At 73.2% G+C, this 19,587-nt stretch carries 21 protein-coding genes and 1 pseudogene; 10 read left to right on the top strand and 12 right to left on the bottom strand.

Going from position 1 to position 19,587, the window contains the following annotated elements; genetic code table 11:
• Window positions 1–147 precede the first annotated feature (147 nt).
• From WBK50_RS23255 to WBK50_RS23225, 7 genes are all read right to left on the bottom strand, one after another.
• The gene (locus tag WBK50_RS23255) at window positions 148–666 is read right to left on the bottom strand and encodes a DUF1097 domain-containing protein (protein ID WP_341337632.1); all 519 of its coding nucleotides are present in this window, start codon (window positions 664–666) and stop codon (window positions 148–150) included.
• Between the two features lie 309 nt (window positions 667–975).
• Complete coding sequence (locus WBK50_RS23250) at window positions 976–1,389, bottom strand: PPOX class F420-dependent oxidoreductase (protein ID WP_341337631.1); 414 nt, start codon at window positions 1,387–1,389, stop codon at window positions 976–978.
• A gap of 110 nt (window positions 1,390–1,499) precedes the next feature.
• On the bottom strand, window positions 1,500–2,078 hold the full coding sequence (locus WBK50_RS23245; protein WP_341337630.1) for a hypothetical protein: 579 nt from the start codon (window positions 2,076–2,078) through the stop codon (window positions 1,500–1,502).
• A 20-nt stretch (window positions 2,079–2,098) separates the two neighbouring features.
• A complete protein-coding gene (locus WBK50_RS23240) occupies window positions 2,099–3,238 on the bottom strand; it encodes a zinc-dependent alcohol dehydrogenase (RefSeq protein ID WP_341337629.1) in 1,140 nt (379 codons plus the stop codon).
• Between the two features lie 180 nt (window positions 3,239–3,418).
• The gene (locus tag WBK50_RS23235; protein ID WP_341337628.1) at window positions 3,419–3,709 is read right to left on the bottom strand and encodes a hypothetical protein; all 291 of its coding nucleotides are present in this window, start codon (window positions 3,707–3,709) and stop codon (window positions 3,419–3,421) included.
• A gap of 16 nt (window positions 3,710–3,725) precedes the next feature.
• Window positions 3,726–4,628 (bottom strand): LysR family transcriptional regulator, encoded by a 903-nt coding sequence (locus tag WBK50_RS23230; protein WP_341337627.1) that lies wholly within the window; start codon window positions 4,626–4,628, stop codon window positions 3,726–3,728.
• Window positions 4,629–4,638: 10 nt separating this feature from the next.
• Window positions 4,639–4,878: a WhiB family transcriptional regulator gene (locus WBK50_RS23225; RefSeq protein ID WP_341337626.1), complete on the bottom strand. Its 240-nt coding sequence runs from the start codon at window positions 4,876–4,878 to the stop codon at window positions 4,639–4,641.
• A gap of 267 nt (window positions 4,879–5,145) precedes the next feature.
• On the opposite strand from WBK50_RS23225, the gene WBK50_RS23220 reads away from it, so the two are divergent.
• On the top strand, window positions 5,146–6,378 hold the full coding sequence (locus WBK50_RS23220) for a glycosyltransferase (RefSeq protein WP_341337625.1): 1,233 nt from the start codon (window positions 5,146–5,148) through the stop codon (window positions 6,376–6,378).
• 1 nt (window position 6,379) lies between these two features.
• Here WBK50_RS23220 and WBK50_RS23215 read toward each other — a convergent pair whose 3' ends face one another.
• Window positions 6,380–7,021, bottom strand: coding sequence for a pyridoxamine 5'-phosphate oxidase family protein (locus tag WBK50_RS23215; RefSeq protein ID WP_341337624.1), 642 nt, complete (start codon window positions 7,019–7,021; stop codon window positions 6,380–6,382).
• A 232-nt stretch (window positions 7,022–7,253) separates the two neighbouring features.
• Between WBK50_RS23215 and WBK50_RS23210 the strand changes: the two genes are divergently transcribed.
• Together WBK50_RS23210 and WBK50_RS23205 are read left to right on the top strand one after the other, a co-directional pair.
• Window positions 7,254–7,913: a hypothetical protein gene (locus WBK50_RS23210; RefSeq protein ID WP_341339595.1), complete on the top strand. Its 660-nt coding sequence runs from the start codon at window positions 7,254–7,256 to the stop codon at window positions 7,911–7,913.
• A gap of 3 nt (window positions 7,914–7,916) precedes the next feature.
• Window positions 7,917–8,417 (top strand): hypothetical protein, encoded by a 501-nt coding sequence (locus WBK50_RS23205; RefSeq protein ID WP_341339594.1) that lies wholly within the window; start codon window positions 7,917–7,919, stop codon window positions 8,415–8,417.
• On the opposite strand, the pseudogene WBK50_RS23200 reads toward WBK50_RS23205, so the two are convergent.
• Window positions 8,396–8,770: pseudogene (locus WBK50_RS23200) on the bottom strand (C40 family peptidase); the annotation flags it as partial. The gene WBK50_RS23205 and the pseudogene WBK50_RS23200 overlap by 22 nt on opposite strands.
• 515 nt (window positions 8,771–9,285) lie before the next feature.
• Here WBK50_RS23200 and WBK50_RS23195 point away from each other — a divergent pair.
• Entirely contained in the window at window positions 9,286–10,503 is a 1,218-nt protein-coding gene (locus WBK50_RS23195) for a CoA transferase (RefSeq protein WP_341337623.1), read from the top strand.
• Between the two features lie 132 nt (window positions 10,504–10,635).
• Here the strand turns inward: WBK50_RS23195 and WBK50_RS23190 are convergent, their stop codons facing one another.
• Window positions 10,636–10,818: a hypothetical protein gene (locus WBK50_RS23190; protein WP_297503219.1), complete on the bottom strand. Its 183-nt coding sequence runs from the start codon at window positions 10,816–10,818 to the stop codon at window positions 10,636–10,638.
• 322 nt (window positions 10,819–11,140) lie between these two features.
• Between WBK50_RS23190 and WBK50_RS23185 the strand changes: the two genes are divergently transcribed.
• The 3 genes from WBK50_RS23185 (at window position 11,141) to WBK50_RS23175 (ending at window position 15,291) form a co-directional block, all read left to right on the top strand.
• A complete protein-coding gene (locus WBK50_RS23185; RefSeq protein WP_341337622.1) occupies window positions 11,141–11,896 on the top strand; it encodes a DUF3152 domain-containing protein in 756 nt (251 codons plus the stop codon).
• 18 nt (window positions 11,897–11,914) lie between these two features.
• Window positions 11,915–13,603: a dihydroxy-acid dehydratase gene (ilvD, locus tag WBK50_RS23180; RefSeq protein ID WP_341337621.1), complete on the top strand. Its 1,689-nt coding sequence runs from the start codon at window positions 11,915–11,917 to the stop codon at window positions 13,601–13,603.
• Between the two features lie 206 nt (window positions 13,604–13,809).
• Entirely contained in the window at window positions 13,810–15,291 is a 1,482-nt protein-coding gene (locus WBK50_RS23175) for a hypothetical protein (protein ID WP_341337620.1), read from the top strand.
• 4 nt (window positions 15,292–15,295) lie between these two features.
• On the opposite strand, the gene WBK50_RS23170 is transcribed toward WBK50_RS23175, so the two are convergent.
• On the bottom strand, window positions 15,296–16,270 hold the full coding sequence (locus tag WBK50_RS23170) for a ketopantoate reductase family protein (RefSeq protein WP_341337619.1): 975 nt from the start codon (window positions 16,268–16,270) through the stop codon (window positions 15,296–15,298).
• Between the two features lie 51 nt (window positions 16,271–16,321).
• Between WBK50_RS23170 and WBK50_RS23165 the strand changes: the two genes are divergently transcribed.
• Window positions 16,322–16,879 (top strand): carboxymuconolactone decarboxylase family protein, encoded by a 558-nt coding sequence (locus tag WBK50_RS23165; protein WP_341337618.1) that lies wholly within the window; start codon window positions 16,322–16,324, stop codon window positions 16,877–16,879.
• A gap of 24 nt (window positions 16,880–16,903) precedes the next feature.
• Here the strand turns inward: WBK50_RS23165 and WBK50_RS23160 are convergent, their stop codons facing one another.
• Window positions 16,904–17,296 (bottom strand): hypothetical protein, encoded by a 393-nt coding sequence (locus WBK50_RS23160; protein WP_341337617.1) that lies wholly within the window; start codon window positions 17,294–17,296, stop codon window positions 16,904–16,906.
• A 105-nt stretch (window positions 17,297–17,401) separates the two neighbouring features.
• Between WBK50_RS23160 and WBK50_RS23155 the strand changes: the two genes are divergently transcribed.
• Window positions 17,402–17,962 (top strand): TetR/AcrR family transcriptional regulator, encoded by a 561-nt coding sequence (locus tag WBK50_RS23155; protein WP_341337616.1) that lies wholly within the window; start codon window positions 17,402–17,404, stop codon window positions 17,960–17,962.
• A 42-nt stretch (window positions 17,963–18,004) separates the two neighbouring features.
• Window positions 18,005–19,585, top strand: a complete 1,581-nt coding sequence (locus WBK50_RS23150; protein WP_341337615.1) for a GMC oxidoreductase — start codon at window positions 18,005–18,007, stop codon at window positions 19,583–19,585.
• Window positions 19,586–19,587 lie beyond the last annotated feature (2 nt).

Genomic DNA, 19,587 nt, shown 5'->3' with positions numbered 1-19,587 from the left:
CCGCGATCGCGTGTCGCCGGCTCCGGGCCGCCAAGCAGGGCGCCGGCGATGCTTCCTTCGGTGGAGATCGAGCGGGATGCCCGGTGGAGCCGTCCGCCACCTGTGGTCCGGCGGCCCACCGTCATCCCGGTTCGTGCACGGCCCCGGTCACGCCACCGGGCTGGCCTCCACCTGCGGAGCGACGAGCTTCCCCGCGAGGATGCTGCTGACGTAGCCGAGGGCGGCACCCACCAGGAACGACACGAGCATGACCGTGAACGGGCCGGTCGGGAGTGAGAAGTCGGTTCCCGAGGCGGACGTGAGCAGCCCGAACATCACCGTCGTGGCGAAGCCGAGGACGGACCCGGGGACGAATCCGAGGGCCGGGATCAGTGCACCGAGGATGAACACGGCGGTCAGGCCGCCGACGATGACGCCGACGAGCAGCGGGTTGGTCGCGTAGCCCAGCAGGACCAGCGTGATCGTGCCGCACACGATGCCCCAGACGTTCGTCGGCACCGACTTGGCGAGGGCCGCCTTGTCACCGCCCGCGGCGAAGTAGCTCGCGGCGCCGAGGAACGTCGCCGGGACCATCAGCCCCAGGCTTCCCAGCGGGCCCACGTACAGGTAGGTGATGATCGCGCCGATGACGCCGATCACCAATGCCAATGCAACAGGCAGCTTCATCCAGTTCACTCCTCGATCTCGTGCGGTGCCCTCGAAGCGGGCACAGCAGGTGGCCGAACGGTCGAAGCGTGGTGGAGTGCGGCGCCGGGCGGCAACGGACCGGGTCCACCCGTGATGGCATGTTTTCCGGTGGCAACCGTTCGGAAACGAGGTCCCCCGGAAGGGGAAGCCGTGCGCGGACGGCGGTGACGCGATCGTCACGGCGATGTCATCACCCTTGATCAGCGGCAGGTGGAGAGGGCTGAATGCAAGAGGGCGTTGCGCCTTTCGGCGGCTGGATGACGGGCGCCGGATGCAGGCGGCGGCGCCTCAGGAGGAGGGGCCGAACCGGCCCCAGCCGTGCCAGCTCTCGATCTCCAACCAGCCGGTCACCCGTGGCCGGTCGCGGACCCCGTACACGTGGCCGGTGTAGTGCTGCGCGATCCGGTCGATCACCACCAGGTCCGGGTCGTCGAGCAGGGTCATCTTGCCGCGGACACTGACGTGGGTGCCCCAGTCGTCGGTGTCGAGCACGGTGAGCGAGACGCGCGGGTCTTTGCGGATGTGGCGGAGCCTGGCCCGGTTGGCGTCCATGTTGACGACGATCTTGTCGGACGGCTCGTCCCAGAGATACCAGGTGGCGACGGTGACGGGCGCGCCGTCGGGGCGCACGGTGCCCATCACCGCGGGGTTGGGCTGCTTGAGCATTTCCACGATGGTGGGCGGCAACGGTGGCGGTGGCATGGAGTCATCCTCCGGGCGGTTCCCTCTCGGCGGCACGGTCACCGCGAGGCCAACGCCCGGACGGCGCCCCGGCCCCGTGGGCCGAGGTCGTCCCGCGCCGCGGCTCTCCCTCAGGAGCGGCTGCCGATCCCCTTCTTGAGCGCCCTGCAGGCGACGTAGACGAGGCCGCCGGCCAGGATCCACGGGCCCCCGACGATGATCGGGTCGAGCGGCTGGTGCTTCAGGTCCGCGCGCTTCTGGCCGAACCGGGAGGCGAGGCCGTGGTGGGAGAACTCGCTCAGCACCCCGGTCTCGGTGATGGGGTTGTCCGGATGCGGGGTCAGGAACGACTTGAGGTGGCTCTCCACCGCGTCGACCCGGTCGGCCGCCATCAGGAGCAGCCAGTGCGCGGCGCGCCCCTCGCTGTAGTGGTAGGCGAACCTGCGGATCGCGCCGGAGAGCCCGTGGGGCGGACAGGCCGTGCCGAAGACGGGCGTCAGGAACTTGTGCTCGGGCGACCGCTCGCGGGGCCACTTCTCCGGCTGCCGCTCCGGGAACTCCCAGTGCGCACCGGTCAGGTCCTCCTGGTACTGCAGCTTCGGCACCGACGGCCGGTTCTTCGGGTCCAGGTCCACCCCCCAGCCGGGGATTCGGGCGCGCAACTGGTCGCTCGACTCCGAGATCGGGGGCCTCTGCGGCGTGTAGGTCATGGCGGGTCTCCTCTTCTCTCTCAGCCGGCGGTCGGGACCACGAGCGGTTTGATGCAGCCGTCAAGCTTCGCCGAGAAGATGTGGTAGCCCTCGGAGATGTGCTCGAGCGGAATCCGGTGGGTCACGATCTCGCTCGGCTTGAGGTAGCCGTTGCGGATGTGCTCGAACAGCCGCGGCCACTGCCGTTTCACCGGGCACTGGTTCATCCGCAGGGTCAGCCCCTTGTTCATGGCGTCCCCGAACTTGATCGCGCTGAAGATCGGGCCGTACGCGCCCATCACGGAGATGGTCGCGCCCTTGCGCACGGAGTCGATGGCCCAGTTCAGCGCCACGGGTGAACCGCCCTGCATCTTGAGCTTGGCGGAGGTGACGTGCTGGGTGAAGTTGCCGTCGGCCTCGGCGCCGACCGCGTCGATGGCCACGTCGGCACCGAGGAAATCGGTGAGCTTCTTCAGGTGCACCACGATGTCGTCGTACTCGGTGAAGTTGTACGTCTCGGCCTGCGCGAACGTGCGCGCCTTCTCCAGCCGGTACTCGAGGTGGTCGATGACGATGACCCGGCCCGCGCCCATCAACCACGCGCACTTGGCGGCGTAGAGCCCCACCGGGCCGGCACCGAACACCACCACCACGTCGCCCTCGACGATGTCACCGAGCTGTGCACCGAAGTACCCGGTGGCGAGCGCGTCGGTGCAGAGGACCGCGTCCTCGTCCTCCATCCAGTCCGGGATGCGGCTGGGGCCGACGTCGGCGAACGGCACCCGCACGTACTCGGCCTGCCCGCCGTCGTAGCCGCCGCAGGTGTGCGAGTAGCCGTAGATGCCGCCGACGGCCGTGGCGTTGGGATTCACGTTGTGACAGTTGGAGTACAGCCCTCGTGCGCAGTACCAGCACGTCCCGCAGAAGATGTTGAACGGCACCATCACCCGGTCGCCCCGCTGCAAGTTCCGCACCGACGAGCCCACCTCGTCGACCACGCCGATGAACTCGTGACCGAAGGTCATGCCGACCCGGGTGTCCGGCAACATCCCGTGGTAGAGGTGCAGATCGGAGCCGCAGATCGCCGCGAGCTGAACGCGCACGATCGCGTCGTTCGGGTGCTCGATCGCCGGGACGTCCTTCTCCTCGGCCCGGATCTTGTACGGTCCCCGGTAGACCATCGCTCGCATCGTGCCTCCTCGATCCGTGCTCGTCGGACTGGCTGGGCCACTCGACGTCGCCCGTTCAGGGGAGGCGACGCACGCCGTGGTCGTGTAGCCCGAAACCTTCGGTCTAACCCCGCGTTCGCCTTCGGACCTCCCCGGAATCGGTCAAGCACGAACCGCGGCGGTAGCGCGGCCCTACCGTTGCCAGGGCGGGGGGTCCTCGCGTCGGGTGTGTCGGGCACGCCGCGGCCGGGCCGCCGCCGAGCACCGCGGGCAGACACGTCTGACGGCGTCGGCGTGCCGCCCGGACTCCGGCTGCACGTCCGCCCAGTCGACGTGCGGGTACCGGTCCAGCCGGGACCGGCTCAGCGGCAGTCCGCAGAGGGTCTGGTTCGTGCCCGGCTCCCATGCGTGGACCTCCCCGCCGGGACGGCGGACACCGTCCGGGTCGACCCAACGGCTGGACGCCGCGACCGCGTAGGCCATCCGGGCTCCCGTCCCGTCAGCGGTGGACAGCGGCGGCGGCCGCGCGGACCGGCTCGAACCCGCCGGGCGCCGGCGGGACCGGGTGGCGAAGGGCCTCGGCCAGCTCGCGCACGATCGCGTCCGCGGGGCCGCGGAAGAGGATCTCCGTCCGCAGCCGGACGGGAGGCGTCAGCGCAGACAGCGCCAGGCCCTCGGCCCGCCCGCCTCCGGGATCGACCACCAGCCCGAGCCCCTGACGGTTGAGGACCTGCCGCCGGAGCTCGCCGGTGGGCCGCCCCGCCGGGTCGGTGACGCAGGCGGTGTCCACATCGGAGCCGGCTCGGTGCAGTGCCCGGTGCAGGGGAGGGGTGGTGAGGATCCGGTGCCCGGCGAGGCTCGCCCGCGGGCAGCCGCCCGGCCGGTCGAGCGGGTGCCCGTGCGGGACCACCAGTAGCAGGCCGACCGTCCCGAGCGGGCTGCGCTCGAGCCCGTCGGCGTCCGCTCCCGCCCAGACGACGGCGGCGTCGGCCCGTTCCTGGGCCACCGCGGCGACCGCATCGCACTCCGGCGCCTCCGCCCCGTCGACCACCAACCCGGTCCGCTCGCGCAGGAGGACGAGCGCGGGTGCGAGGACGGCCGGCAGGCCGGTGCCGAGCCGCACCATGACCAGCGGGAGTGGCGGCTGGGTGTCCCGCACCGCGTCGCGGGTCCGTTCGGCCCGGGCGAGCAGGATCCGCGCCTGCACGAGCAGGACCTGTCCCGCCGGGGTGAGGGACGTGCCGTGCGGTCCCCGGTCGAACAGCGCCACCTGCAGGTCCCGCTCGAGCGTGCGCATCTGCTGCGAGAGCGAGGACGTCGTCAGGTGCAGCGCGTGGGCGGCGCGCCCGAAATGCTGCCGTTCGGCGGTGACGACGAAGGAGCGCAGCTGCCTCAGCTCCACGGCAGGCGCCTCACGCGACCCGATCGGGCTTCCGGTGCCGGGTCAGTCGCCGCTGCAGCGCGGTGGTCCCGCCCCACACCCCCTCGTCCTCGCGGGCCATCGCCCACGCGAGACACGGATCCACCACGGGGCACCGTGCGCAGACGGCGAGGGCCCGCGCCTCCTGCGCCTGCGCCGGCCGGGTGGTGCCCAGCGGGAAGAACAGGTCGGGGTCCTCGGTGCGGCAGGCTCCCCGCTCGCGCCAGTCCATGGGGCGGCTCCTTCGTCTCGATGAGGTCGCGGCTACCCGCCGCGCGATCGTCCACGCATCAGGACCGGAAGATGCGCCGTTCGGCCGTGCCGTACAGGCCCGTTCGACCAGCCCTCGCGCGGTACACCGCCCGGCCCGCGCGTCGGGGCGAAGTCGTACGAGCCAGGAGGTTTAGAACCGTGCAGCACGGTCACGCCCCACGGTCACCTCTGAACGTCTGGGACAGCGGCCCGTCACCTCGGCGGCCGCCGGGTAGGGAGCAGGTTCGTGCGCATCGCCCTCGTCTCCTTCGACGCCGACCCGATCACCGTGTCCGACTCGCCGTGCGGGCCCGCGTCCTGTGTGGGAGACCTGGCCGTCGCCCTCACCGAGGCGGGCCACGGAGTGACGATCCTGGCCCGGCGGACGGCCCGCAACGTGCCGGAGGTCGCCACCCCGCGGCCCGGGTTGTGGATCCGGTATCTCGCCGCGGGTCCGGCCGAGCCGCTGGAGGGATCCCGGGCCGTCGCCGTGATGCCCCAGCTGGCCCACTACCTCACGCAGCTCTGGCGGTCGGACGCGCCGGACGTCGTGCACTCCCACGGCTGGATGTCGGGGCTCGCCTCCGTCGCCGCGGTCCGCGAGCGGGGACTGCCGCTCGTCCAGACGTTCCTCGGGCTGGGCCGGCTCGAGCGCGACCAGGTGGGCCGGGCCGCCGCCACCCGCGGCCGGGTCTCCGCCGAACAGGTCGTCGCGCTCCGGGCGGACCGGGTGCTCGCGGCGAGCGAGGCCGACGCGTTCGAGCTCGTCCGGTTGGGGGTGCCGCGGGGGTCGGTGTCCGTGGTGCCTCGGGGCGTCGACGTCGACGCGTTCGACCCGGACGGCCCGGCCCTGCGCCGGCGCAGCCTCCGGCCGCGGCTGGTCACCGCGGGCTCCCTGCGCCGGGCCGGTGGCGTCGACGACGTGATCCGCGCCCTGCCCTCGGTTCCCGACGCCGAGCTGCTCGTGGCCGGCGGCCGCCCACCCGCCGGGGGCGGCCCGGATCCCGACCTGGTCCGGCTGTACCACCTGGCCCGCCGGGTCGGGGTGGGTGCGCGGGTCCGGCTCCTGGGACCGGTACAGCGTTCGACCATGCCCGCGCTGCTGCGCTCGGCGGACACGGTCGTCGACGCGCCGTGGTTCACCGCGTTCGGATCGGTGCTGCTGGAGGCGATGGCGTGCCGGCGTCCGGTGGTCGCGACGGCGGTCGGCGGGGTCCGCGACATCGTCGCCGACCAGATCACCGGGCTGCTGGTGCCGCCGCGACGCCCGGACGAGCTGGCCCGGACCCTGCGCGCGGTGCTGTCCGAGGCCACGATGCCCGAGGCCTACGGCATCGCCGGCCGGGACCGCATCCTGGCCCGCTACGCCTGGCCCCGGATCGCGACGGCCACGGCTGCCGCCTACTGCCAGGTGGTGGAGGGGCACACGGAAGCGGCCGCCGCGAGCGGCCAGGCCATGGCGGGGCCGCGGAGCCCGTGACTCACGAGGGCTGGGGCATGGAGTCCTGGTAGAGCCGGGTGGCGTACTCCGGGCCGTAGTACCGGTCGAGCTCGGCACGGGTCATGTCCGGGCGCTCCAGGGCGGCGGCGATCGCCGCGCGCGGGGGTAGCGCGTCGGGTTCCCATGTCTCGGGCTTCCACAGATCGGAGCGCAGGAACGCCTTCGCGCAGTGGTAGAAGACCTCGGCGACGTCGACCTCCAGCGCGAGCACCGGCCGGTGTCCCTTGACGACCATGTCGTCGAAGTAGGGCGCGTCGCGGACGAGCCGGGCGGTGCCGTTGACGCGCAGGGTGTCGTTGCGACCGGGTACCAGGAAGATCAGGCCCACGTGCGGGTTCGACAGGACGTTGCGGTAGCCGTCGACACGGCGGTTGCCGGGGCGCTCCGGGACCGCCAGCGTGCGGTCGTCCAGGACCTGGACGAACCCGCGGGGGTCTCCCTTGGGCGAGACGTCGCAGCTGCCGTCGGCCGCGCTCGTCGAGATCAGCAGGAACGGGGAGTGGGAGATCCACTGCACGTCCACGGGGTCCAGCCGAGGGCGTTGCTTCTTGGCGACGTGGGGGATCGGGACGCCCACGACCTCGACGAGCTCGTCCAGGGAGGTGATCTCGGTGCGGTCCACGGGGTGGGACTCTATGGCCTTTCTCGGACGATGGCTTGGGTGCGGCGGCACTCTCGTCCCGTGCTACCCCTCGTCCATCGCGAAGAACATCCGGAACCCTCCGAACGGGCCTCACGAAGCGACGAGGACCGTCCAACCGCCCCCCGCCTCGGGTATGAGAACGACGAGGCTCCCGGCCGGCGCAGCCTGTACCGCGGCCTGCGCATCGGTCACTGCGGTGGAGGTGGCGACCGTGAAGGATGTCGTCGCCCCGGCGGTGTCGGTCACCGTCACGGCGCTACCCTCGGCCGCCCCCTCCGCGGGCGCGGCGGTGGCGAGCCGGAGGACCTTGCGGCCGTTGGTCGCCGCCAGACCGCCGGGCACCGGCAGGCCGTCCGCACCCGTGCGGGCCGACGTGACGGTGACGGCGCCGCCGGGCAACGTGACGGTCTTCGGGCGAGCGGGTGACGCGCTCGTCGTGCTGCTCGACGGCGTCGGTGTGGCGGACGAGACGGGTGGCGCCGAGCTCGTGGGTGGCGCCGAGCTCGTGGGTGGCGCCGAGCTCGTGGGTGGCGCCGAGCTCGTGGGTGGCGCCGAGCTCGTGGGTGGCGCCGAGCTCGTGGGTGGCGCCGAGCTCGTGGGTGGCGCCGAGCTCGTGGGTGGCGCCGAGCTCGTGGGTGGCGCCGAGCTCGTGGGTGGCGCCGAGCTCGTGGGTGGCGCCGAGCTCGTGGGTGGCGCCGAGCTCGTGGGTGGCGCCGAGCTCGTGGGTGGCGCCGAGCTCGTGGGTGGCGCCGAGCTCGTGGGTGGCGCCGAGCTCGTGGGTGGCGCCGAGCTCGTGGGTGGCGCCGAGCTCGTGGGTGGCGCCGAGCTCGTGGCTGGGGAGGGCGTCGTGGGCGGAGGCGTGGGGGTCTGAGGAGTGACCGACGGTGGTGTCGTCGGGACGACGGCCGCGGGCGCCGCGGCGGGAGCGGGCGAGGTCGTGGTCGGGGAGGTCGTGGTCGGGGAGGTCGTGCTCGTGGAGGTCGGGGGCGCCGATTCGGCGGATGTCGACCGTGCCTGCGATGACGGGGCTGCCGCGGCCGACGAACCGGGCACGGCCGAGGAGGAGCCCGGATCCGACGAGGACGCCGCCGGGGCCTCGTGCGCCGTGCCCGAGGAACTGGGTGCGACCGCAGCGGCCCTGGGCGAGACGGGTGACGTGGCCGGGCTCGTCGCCGACTGTGCGATCGACAGCGCGGCGGTCTCCGACTGCGGCGGCTCCGGAACCCTCGGGTCCGGCACCTCGGTCGGCACGGGCGCGACCGGCGCCTCGAAGATCTCCGGAGCCGGCGGCGCGGCGGGGCGGGGCTCGGGCGCCACGGACAGCAGTCCGGTGTCGGGTACGCCGCTGGTGGCGGGCCGGGTGGCGCCCAGGTAGTCGTCGCCCGTCCAGCGGTAGTAGGCGACCTGCACCGGCTCCCCGAAGGTCGGCGCGTTCACCATCTTGCCGTTCCCGATGTACATGCCGACGTGGTGCACCATGGCCGGAACACCGTAGAACACCAGGTCGCCGGGCTGCAGGCCCGCGGTGGCGGGCACGTGCGGGCCCTCGTAGTACTGGGTGTGGGCGGTGCGGGGGAGGTCGATCCCGGCGACGCCGTAGGCGAAGTGGGTCAGCCCCGAGCAGTCGAACCCGGCGTCGCCCTCCGTGGGCCCGTTACCGCCCCACACGTACGGCAGGCCGATCTGGGCCATCGCCGCGGCGATGGCCGTGGCGGCGCGACGGTCCGGCAGCCCGGTCGTGAACGAGACCGGCACCGGATCGACGACCGATGCCGGCGGCTGCGGCTGGGTGCTCGCCGGAAGGACGGAGCCGGCGGTCGTGGTGTCCGCGACGGTCACGGCAGGCTGCGGCAGGCCGAACTCCCCGGCTCGCCCGCCGTGGACGGCGGCGCTCGGGCCGGAGGACGCGGTGAGAACCGTCAGGCCCACCACGGCGACCACTGCGCCGCCCGCCGTGAGCGGGTGCAGGTGTCGGGCGGGGGCCGGGCGCCGGCGCCTCATCGCCGGTCCCGGCGGAGGTCTGCGTCCGCCATACCCGGTGATTCGCCTCGGCCGGCCGGGGCGTTAACACCGCGTCGGTCAGCCCGCATCCAGCCTGCCCGCGAGCTCGGCCGCGTCCCGGTGCGCCGCGAGCTCGTCGACCCTCCGGCCCGCTGATCCGCCGGCGAAGGCTCGGCCGCGCGCGCCGGATCCCCGCCCCGGGAGCAGGATGGAGGGAGTCGATCAGGAGGAGCGTGAGTTCGATGCCGGGGACCGACCGGCCCCTCGAGGGCATGCACGTGGTGGAGTGCGCGAGCTTCGTCGCCGGACCGACGGGCGGGATGACGCTCGCGCAGCTCGGTGCGGACGTCGTGCGGATCGACCCGGTGGGCGGCGGCAGCGATCATCTGCGCTGGCCGGTGGCCCGGGACGGGGAGAGCTACTACTGGGCGTCGCTGAACAAGGGCAAGCGTTCCGTCGCCGTCGACATGCGCTCCGACGAGGGCCGCGAGCTGGTCACCGCACTGATCGCCGCCCCGGGCGAGGACCGCGGCGTGCTGATCGACAACGTCGTCGGGCGGCGCTGGATGTCCCACGAGGCGCTCGAGGCGAAGCGTCCGGACCTGATCCACCTGCGGGTGCAGGGATACCCGGACGGGCGCCCGGCCGTCGACTACACGGTGAACGCGGAGGTCGGGATCCCGCAGATCACGGGCACCGAGGAGGGCGGCGCGCCGGTCAACCACGTGCTGCCGGCCTGGGACCTGGTCACCGGCCTGAGCGTCTCGACGGGCGTGCTCGCGGCCCTGCACAAGCGGGCGCGGACGGGCGAGGGCGCGTTCATCGAGCTGGCCCTGTCCGACGTCGCGCTCGCCGGCGTCGCCAACCTCGGCTGGCTGTCCGAGGCGGAGGAGCGCGGGCACGAGCGGCCGCGGCACGGCAACCACGTGTACGGCAGCTTCGGGGTGGACTTCGCGACCTCCGACGGGCAGCGGGTCATGGTCGTCGCGCTGACGGAGGGCCAGTGGTCCGCGCTGCGGAAGGTCACCGGCACCGAGGAGGTCTTCGCGGCGCTGGAGGCGGCGCTGGACGCCGACTTCACCCAGGAGTCCGAGCGCTACCGGCTGCGGGAGACGATCGCGGCGATCCTGCGGCCGTGGTTCTCGGCGCGGGACCTCAAGCAGGTCAGCGACGAGCTCGACGCCGCCCGGGTGCTGTGGGGCCGCTACCAGGGGATGACCGACGTCGTCGCCGCACATCGGACCGGAACGCACCCAATCCTCGCGGACATGGCGCTGCCCGGCTCCGGGGCCGCCGCGATCACCGCGCGCTCACCCCTGCGCTTCGACGGCGAGCACGGGCCGGCGGGCCGGGTGCCGTTGCTCGGCAGGGACACCGAGGAGGTCCTCGCGGAGATCCTCGGGCTCGGGCAGGCGGAGATCGGCGGGCTGCGGCAACGCGGGGTCATCGCGACGTCCTGAGCGGGGAAGCAGGCCGGCGCCTCGCGCCCGTCACGCCCGGAGGTCCCCGACATGCCACGACGGGCCGCTGGTGGGGCGCTGGGGGAAGGGCGCCGCACCACCGGCCCGTCGAGTTCGGGACGGGGTGGAAGGTCAGATCTCGTGTGCGCTGTCGTAGCCGAAGTCCGCGTCCGGGTCGAGCTCACGACGCAGGATCTGTGCAGGTACGGAGACCGTACGGCGCCGACGCGTGGTCATCGGCGTGCCCAGGGCGATCTTCATCTCGTGGGCGAGGTCGTATCCGTAGTCACCGCTGACGTCCTGATCCATCGACATCATCGTCTCCTTCACGTGTACCCCGACAGAAACACGCTCCGTGACCGGTGACATCCGGACGGTGCTCATCCATCATCGCCCGATAGGCGAGGTTCGGACAAGAACGTTCAACCTGCTGGATGCGCGGACGCCACAAGAGGGTGAACAGACCCCTGTGGGGGAGACCGGTCCGGTAGGAGGATGGCACCGGTTGACCCACGCCGGTCACGCGCTGCGGTCGCGGCCCCGTACGGGTCTCCCGGGCAGGGAACCCGCGCGGTGCAGCCGCCGGTGAGGTGCCCGCGGTCACGGTCGGTTCCCGGGTCCGGGACGGGGGTCGGGCATGCATCGACGATCGGGGGCCCGCCGGGCCCTGGCCGCCCTCGTGCTGCTCGCGGCGTGCGGGCCCGCGGTGGCCGTGACGCGGCGTGACGTGCCCCAGGCCCCGCCCTCGGTCCTCGTGCAGGCTGCGGCCATGCCCGCCTACGCCCTACCCCCTGCCCGGGCGACTCCTTCCGGGCCCACGCCTTCCGGGCCCACGCCCGACGCGCTCGCCGGGCTGACGAGCCGGGACGTCCCGCAGACCCTGACCGGCGCCTTCGACGTCGTCCCGGGCACCGTCCCCGCGCCCGGCGCCGGCCCGGTGACGACGGTCCGGGTGGAGACCGAGCAGGGCCTTCCCGTGGATGCGCAGCGCTTCGCCGGGTTCGTCATGGACACGCTCGATGATCCGCGCGGCTGGGGCGCGGGCGGCCGGATGACCTTCGTACGGACCGGCGCCGACGACGCGATGGTCCAGGTGCTCCTCGCCAGCCCGGGCACGTCGGACCGGCTCTGCAGCCCGATCGACACCACCGGCGAGCTCTCCTGCCGCTCCGGCAATCGCGCGGTCCTCAACTTCTACCGCTGGGTGAACGGACAGGAGGACTACGCCGGCAACCCCACCGGCTACCGGCGCTACCTGGTCAACCACGAGGTCGGGCACGTGCTCGGGCACCGTCACGAGCCGTGCCCCGGCGCCGGCATGCCCGCGCCGGTGATGCAGCAGCAGACGCTGGGGCTGAACGGGTGCACGCAGAACCCGTGGCCGTACCCCTGATCGCGGTACGGTCCCGGAGTGGCCGATCTGAAACCGCGCAGCAAGGACGTCACCGAGGGCCTGGAGGCCACCGCGGCACGCGGGATGCTCCGGGCGGTCGGCCTCTCCGACTCCGACTGGGCGAAGCCCCAGATCGGCGTGGCGTCGTCCTGGAACGAGATCACCCCGTGCAACCTCTCCCTGGACCGGCTCGCGTCCGCGGTCAAGGAGGGCGTGCACGCCGCGGAGGGGTTCCCGCTGCAGTTCGGGACGATCTCGGTGTCCGACGGGATCTCGATGGGTCACGAGGGCATGCACTTCTCGCTGGTCTCGCGCGAGGTGATCGCGGACTCCGTCGAGACGGTGATGGGCGCGGAACGCCTCGACGGATCCGTACTGCTGGCGGGCTGTGACAAGTCGCTGCCCGGGATGCTGATGGCCGCCGCCCGCCTCGATCTCGCGTCGGTGTTCCTCTACGCGGGCTCGATCATGCCGGGCAAGGCCACGCTGTCCGACGGCACCGAGCGTGAGGTCACGCTGATCGACGCGTTCGAGGCGGTCGGGGCGTGCGCCCGCGGCCTGATGAGCCGCGAGGACGTGGACTCCATCGAGCGGGCCGTCTGCCCGACCGAGGGCGCGTGCGGCGGGATGTACACCGCCAACACGATGGCCAGCGCGGCCGAGGCGCTGGGGATGTCGCTGCCGGGTTCGGCCGCGCCCCCGGCCGTCGACCGCCGCCGCGACGGGTACGCGCGCCGCTCCGGCGAGGCCGTCGTCGAGCTGCTGCGGCTGGGCATCACGGCGCGCGACATCATGACGAAGAAGGCGTTCGAGAACGCGATCGCGGTCGTCATGGCCCTCGGCGGCTCGACGAACGCGGTGCTGCACCTGCTGGCCATCGCGCACGAGGCCGAGGTGGAGCTGACGCTGGAGGACTTCGTCCGGGTCGGCGCGAAGGTCCCGCACCTCGGCGACCTCAAGCCGTTCGGCCGGCACGTCATGTACGACGTGGACCGGATCGGCGGCATCCCGGTCGTCATGAAGCTGCTGCTGGACGCCGGTCTCATGCACGGCGACACCATGACCGTCACCGGCCGGACCATGGCCGAGAACCTGGCCGAGCTGAACGCGCCCGCCCCGGACGGCGCCGTGATCCGCGCGCTCTCCGACCCGATCCACCCCACCGGGGGCATCACCATCCTGCGCGGTTCCCTGGCGCCCGAGGGCGCGGTCGTGAAGTCCGCCGGGTTCGACGAGGCCGTCTTCGAGGGCACGGCCCGCGTGTTCGACGGCGAGCGGCTCGCGATGGATGCCCTGGAAGACGGCACGATCACCGCCGGGGACGTCGTCGTCATCCGCTACGAGGGCCCCAAGGGCGGCCCGGGGATGCGCGAGATGCTGGCCATCACGGGCGCGATCAAGGGCGCAGGCCTGGGCAAGGACGTCCTGCTGCTGACCGACGGCCGGTTCTCCGGCGGGACGACCGGGCTGTGTGTCGGCCACGTCGCCCCGGAGGCGGTGGACGGCGGCCCGGTCGCGTTCGTCCAGGACGGCGACCGGATCCGCCTGGACGTCTCCCAGGGCCTGCTCGACGTGCTCGTGGACCCGGCCGAGCTCGAGGCCCGCCGCGAGGGCTGGGCCCCTAAGCAGCACGGGTACACCCGCGGCGTGCTGGCGAAGTACGCCAAGCTCGTCCGCTCGGCCAGTGTGGGAGCGGTCTGCGGCTGATCCTGCCTTCGGCAGGAGTGGCCTTCCTGCCGGTCGGTGGCCCGCCGGCAGGGCCCAGGGCGCCGTTCACCGCACACGAGTGCCCGAGACCGATCAACCGTTCGTCGATGCAACGGTGCGGCCGAGATCGAACTAGCGTGCGGCGCCATGAGCGTTCGCGTTCCCGTCGGCGGGGGTCCGGTGTCCGTCCACCTCCCGTTCACCGGATGGCCACGGTGAACGTCGGGCGTCGCGCCCGGCGCCTCCGCGAGAGGGTCGGGAGGACTCGTGTCCGCATCCACCGCGCGCTGGAGCTTCCCGCTCAGGTCGAAGCGCTCGATCGGCATCTGACGGCGATCGGCTCGGTGGTGCGGGCCGCGCACGAGGACGTGGACGACCTGCGGTCCCGCCTCGACGCGGTGGCGGCGACGGTCGACGCGACCCGCGCCCGGACCGCGGAGCTGCAGGACTCCGTGCATCTCGTGGCCCGCCGGACGGCGTTGCGGCGCAGCCGTACCCGGGTCCTGTTCCTGGTCCACGTGCTGGGCTCGTGGAGCTCGTGCCGCGCGGTGGTGGACGCGATGGCCGCCAGCGCGGACTTCGACCCGATCGTCGCGTCGATCCCGCACCGGTTCCGGGGCTCCGCCGGCCTCGTCGGCGAGGAGGACGTGCACCGGGGCCTGCTCGAGGAGGGCGTTGCGCATCTGCGCTTCACGGGCGGCGACGACGGCGACATCCTGCAGTTGATCAAGGCCATAGAGCCCGACGTGATCTTCCGCCAGTCGCAGTGGGACGCCGACCTCCCCGACGAGCTCGCCACCGAACGGCTCGGTTTCGCCCGGACCTGCCTCGTCCCGTACGAGACGATGAACATCGTCGAGAACGTGCCGGACGCGAGGACGCGCAACACCGCCGTCGACAGCGCCTACCACCGGGCGGCGTGGCTGGTGTTCTGCGCCAACGAGGCGGTCCTCGAGACCGCCGTCCGGGACGGCGCCCGCAACGGGGGCCAGTTCCGCGTGGTCGGGCATCCGAAGGCGGACCACCTCCGGTCCGCGGTACCGCGGTGGCCGGTCGGCTCGGCGCCCGACGACGACCGGCCGGGTCGGGTCGTCTGGTCCGCCCACCACACGATCGCGCAGGGCTGGACGGACTTCGGCCTCTTCCACCTCGTCGCGGACGAGATGCTCGCCTGGGCCCGGGAGTCGGACGACACCGAGTTCGTGTTCATGCCCCATCCGGCGCTGCTGCCGCTGCCGGACTCCGACGTCTCCCCGATCAGCCGCGCGCAGTTCGACCGGTGGATGCGGACGTGGCGGGAACTGCCGAACACCGCCGTGCTGACGGAGGCGGACTACGGCCCGACACTCGCGGCGTCGGACCTGATGGTGACCGACGGCCTGTCGATGCTGGTGGAGTACCAGTTGTTCGAGAAGCCGGTCCTCTTCCTCGAGCGCGAGGGCCATCGGCCGTTCAACGCCGTCGGCGAGCAGGTCGTCGCCGGGGTCCACCCGGTGGCGGGCGTCGACGAGGTGCGCCGGCTGGCGGAGAAGTTCCTCGGCGGCGAACCCGACCCGCTGCGGTCGCGGCAGCGGGACATCGTGCAGCGGCTGTTCGGCGAAGGGGACAGCGCGGCACGGATCCTCGACGCTCTGCGTCGCGAGCTCGCCCGAGAGCGGGGCGAGGTCGAGGAGCGCTCGCGGACCTGACGGGTCAGCCGGGCAGCCCCGCGGCGGCCAGCAGCTCCGACGCCGTGTGCGCCCCCGGGCGTTCCCCGGCCGCGGCCATCGTGGTGATGGTCTCGAGCAGGAGGCGGTTCAGCGGGGTGGGGACGCCGTACTTCTCGCCGAGCGCCACGAACTCCCCGTTGATGTACTCCGCCTCGACCGAGCCGGCGCCGCGTTGCAGGCTCTGCCACGTCGAGCCGCCGGTCCGTTCGTGCCCGTCGACGGCCTGGACCGTCATCCCCGCCACCCGCCGCTCGCGGGCCTCCTCGGTGGACACGTACGCGACGCCGGCCGCGTCCAGACAGGCACGGCCCTCGGCGCGGGCGGCCTTGACCAGGGCGCGGAGGTCCGGGTCGGCGAGCCCGCAGACCGCCTCGGGCACGTTCTCCAGGTTGACCACGAGCTTCCACCACTTCCACCGCATGATCGCGGCGTCCGGGCGGGAGGCGAACCCGGCGGCGGTGAGGTCCGCGGCGACCGCGGCGCTCAGCTCGTCCGTGCCCTCGGGGTACACGCCGATGTCGAGGCGCCCGGGGACCGGGCCGGAGTGGGCGACGACGCGGCCCGGCTCGAGGTGCTCGGTCGGCATCATCACGCACACGCCCAGGACGTGCGCGAAGCGCTCGGACGCGAGCCGCTCGTTCTCCACGCCGTTCTGCACGCACACCACCGGGACGTCCGGCGCCGCGTGCTGCAGCTCGTCGAGCAGCGGCGGGGTGTCCTGGGTCTTGGTGCAGAGCAGGGCGACGTCGCCCTCGCGCCAGCCCACCTCGGTGACCGTCGCGACCGCCGGAACCCGCACGGCCCGGGAGCGCTCCGGCTCGTCCAGGCGCAGGCCGCGCTCCCGGATCGCCGCGAGATGCGCACCGCGGGCGACCAGCACCACGTCCCGGCCGGCCTCGTGCAGCCGGACCCCGATCGTGCCGCCGACGGCACCCGCACCGATCACCACGTATCGCACCCCGCGACCTTAGGCTCGCCGCGTCGACACCGAGGAGCCCCTGGAGCGAACGTGAGCAGGATCCCGGGCCGCAGGCCCGACGAGCTGGACCCCGACGAGCGGGCGGTGTACGACGCCATCGCCGGGGGCCCGCGCGCCGCCGGACCGCAGCTCTTCCCGATCACCGACGACGACGGCGCCCTGCGCGGACCGTTCGGCGCGATGCTGCTGCAGCCCGCCCTGGGCGACGCGCTGCAGCGGCTCGGCACGGCCGTCCGGTACCGGGGGATCCTCACCGACCGCTGCCGGGAGCTGGTGATCCTGCAGGTCGCCGCGCACTGGGAGAGCGGCTTCGAGCAGCGGTCGCACGAGCTGATCGCCGCGCGGGCGGGGTTCACCGAGGCCGAGCTGCGCACCCTCGCGGAAGGCGGGGTCCCCGCGCTCGACGATCCGGCGGAGGCCGCGGTGGCCCGTGCGGCGGACCTGCTGCTCGCCGGCGGACGGCTCCCGGACGAGACCTACGGGGAGCTCCGCGGGGCGCTGTCCGAGGCGGAGCTGTTCGAGATCGCCACCGTGATCGGCTACTACGCCACCCTCGCGCTGCAGATGCGGCTCTTCGCCGTCGAGTAGCCCGGAACGCGGAGCCGAGCCCGGTCAGCGTTCGCCGAGCCAGCCGTACGCCGTCTGCGGGGAGATCCCGAGCGCGCGGGCCATGGCCCGGATCTCCAGGCCCTGCTCCCGGCCGGCGGTGAGCAGCGCGCGTTGGCGGGCGCGCAGCTCGTCGATCCGGGTGGCGACGTCGGTCATCTCGCCGAGCAGCGCCTCGGCCTCCGGCGTGGAACCCGCGCGGGAGCGACCGGCGCCGGGCCGCGGGAACGCCCGGACCTCGTCGGCGTCCCAGAGCCTGCGACGCTGCGCGTCGACGTCCGGGAGCGGCTTCGGCGCCTGACCGCGGGACACGTAGCCGAGCCACGTCGTCGGCTTCACGCCCCACGCCTCGGCGCACTGCGCACTCGTCCAGACCTCGCCCTGCGACACCTCACCCACAGCCGCACTCTCGCACACGGCGGCGGGCAGGCCGCGGACGTGAGCAGGGCCGGGGACGATCGAGGTACCTGCCGGGCCGGCAGGCGCGGTGGCGATACTGATCCGGTGGATGCCCGGGAGAGGATTCTCGAGGCGGCTGTCGAGTGTCTCGGTCGCGGAGGCTACGCCGGGACGACGATCACTGCGGTCGCCAGGCTGGCGGGGCTGTCCCGACCCTCGGTCTACGCGCACTTCGGGACCCGCGAGCAGCTGGTCTCCCAGGCGCTGAGGCAGGAGGCGGGGGAGGTGGTCGAGCGGGTCACGGCTCAGGCGCGACGGGCGAGCACGGCTGCGGACTTCGTGGTCGAGGCGACCATCGCGGTCCGCGCCGAGTTCCGCAGCCGCCCCGCCCTCGCACCGTTGGCGTTCCCGGAGCGCAGCTCCCCGAGCCTGGGCCACGAGGCGATCGGACCTGAGGCGATGGCGATGGCGCGGGCGGTGCTGACGCCGCTGCTGGAGTACGAGCCGTCGCTGGCCGAGGAGATCGACGAGATCGCGGAGACGCTGATCCGGTGGACGCTCTCGCTCGCGATGTTCGAGAGCGACCTGTCCGCCTCCGACGAGCGGTTGCGCGCCTACCTGCACCGCAGACTCGTCCCGGCGCTGGCGCCGCGGGCCGGCCGCTGACAGTCTGACGCATTGTGTAAAGATCGTCACATGGGTCGGATCATGAAGAGGCGAACGTTCCTCGGCGGTCTCGCCGGCGCCGCGGCGCTCGGTGTCGGCGCCGCGGGCCGGGCGGTCGCCGCGCCCGCGGTCGTCGAGGACCGCCGTCGGGCCGTCGTCGTCGGGACGGGTTTCGGTGGCGCGATCACCGCGCTCCGGCTCGGCCGGGCCGGTGTCCCGACGCTGCTGCTCGAACGCGGCATCCGCTGGCCGACCGGCCCGAACGCGGACACGTTCCCGCGGATGTTCACCCCGGACCGACGCGCCGCCTGGCTGAGCGCGACCCCCGTCCTCACCGGCTCCCCGCCCGGGCTCTGGAAGCCCTACACCGGGGTGCTCGACCGGGTCCGCGGCCGGGGCATGGACATCCTCTGCGGCGCGGGCGTCGGCGGCGGATCACTCGTCTACCACGGCATGACAATCCAGCCGAACGCCGAGAACTTCGCCCGGTCGCTGCCGTCGGTCCTGGACCACGACGCGTTCGACCGCGACTACTACCGGCGGGTCGCCGCGGTGCTGCAGCCCGCTCCGATCCCCGATGACGTGCTTGCCGCGCCGGAGTACCGCTCGTCGCGGCAGTTCCTCGGGCGCGTCGCCGCGGCGGGGCTGGAGGGCTTCCGCGTCCCGCTGCCGCTCGACTGGGAGTTCGCCCGCAAGGAGCTGCGCGGCGAGGCCGCGCGCTCCTACACCACCGGAGACGTCATCTACGGCGCCAACAACGGCGGCAAGCGCTCCGTCGACGTCACCTACGTGGCCGCCGCCGAGGCCACCGGGCACGTCGAGCTGGCGGTCCTGCACGTCGTCCGGGACATCGAGCGGGACGGCAGCGGGCGCTGGGTCGTGCACGTCGATCGGATCGACACCGACGGGGCCGTGCAGGAACGGAAGCGGATCGTCACCGATGCGCTGTTCCTCGGCGCCGGGTCCGCGGGCACCACCCGGCTGCTGGTCAAGGCGAAGGCGAAGGAACTCGTGCCGGACCTGCCGGACGGCGTCGGCTCCCGATGGGGCAACAACGGGGACCGCATCTACTCCTGGACGCCGATCGGGGACAGCCCGGGTGCGCTGCAGGGCGGGCCCGCGTGCGTCGGGGTGAAGGACTGGGCGAACCCGGCCGCGCCGTTGACGGTCATCCAGGGTGGTGTGCCGTTCCCGGTGGACCTCGGTACCACCAGTGTCATCGGGTTCGGGCTCGTCGAGCCGCGCGGGGAGTTCCGTTACGACCCGGTGCAGGACGACGCGGTGCTGCACTGGTCCCAGGCCTACGACGCGACGCTCACCGCCGCGATCCAGGAGCGGATCCGCAGCATCGTGGGCGGCGGGACCCTCACCGGGGGCGTGCTGAACCCGACGCTGGACACGACCGCGTTCGACACCACGACCTACCACCCGCTGGGCGGGGCGACCATCGGCGACGTCTGCGACCCCTACGGCCGGGTGCTCGGCCAGCGCGGCCTCTACGTCACCGACGGGGCCCTGATCCCCGGCTCCACCGGCGCCTGCAATCCGTCACTGACGATCGCCGCACTGGCCGAACGCAACATGGACGCCGTGGTCACACAGGACGTGGGCCCTGTCTTCTAGCG

Source organism: Pseudonocardia sp. T1-2H, assembly GCF_038039215.1.
Lineage (GTDB): Bacteria > Actinomycetota > Actinomycetes > Mycobacteriales > Pseudonocardiaceae > Pseudonocardia.
Note: the sequence above shows the minus strand (reverse complement) of the source record. Positions and strands in the feature narration are given on the sequence as shown.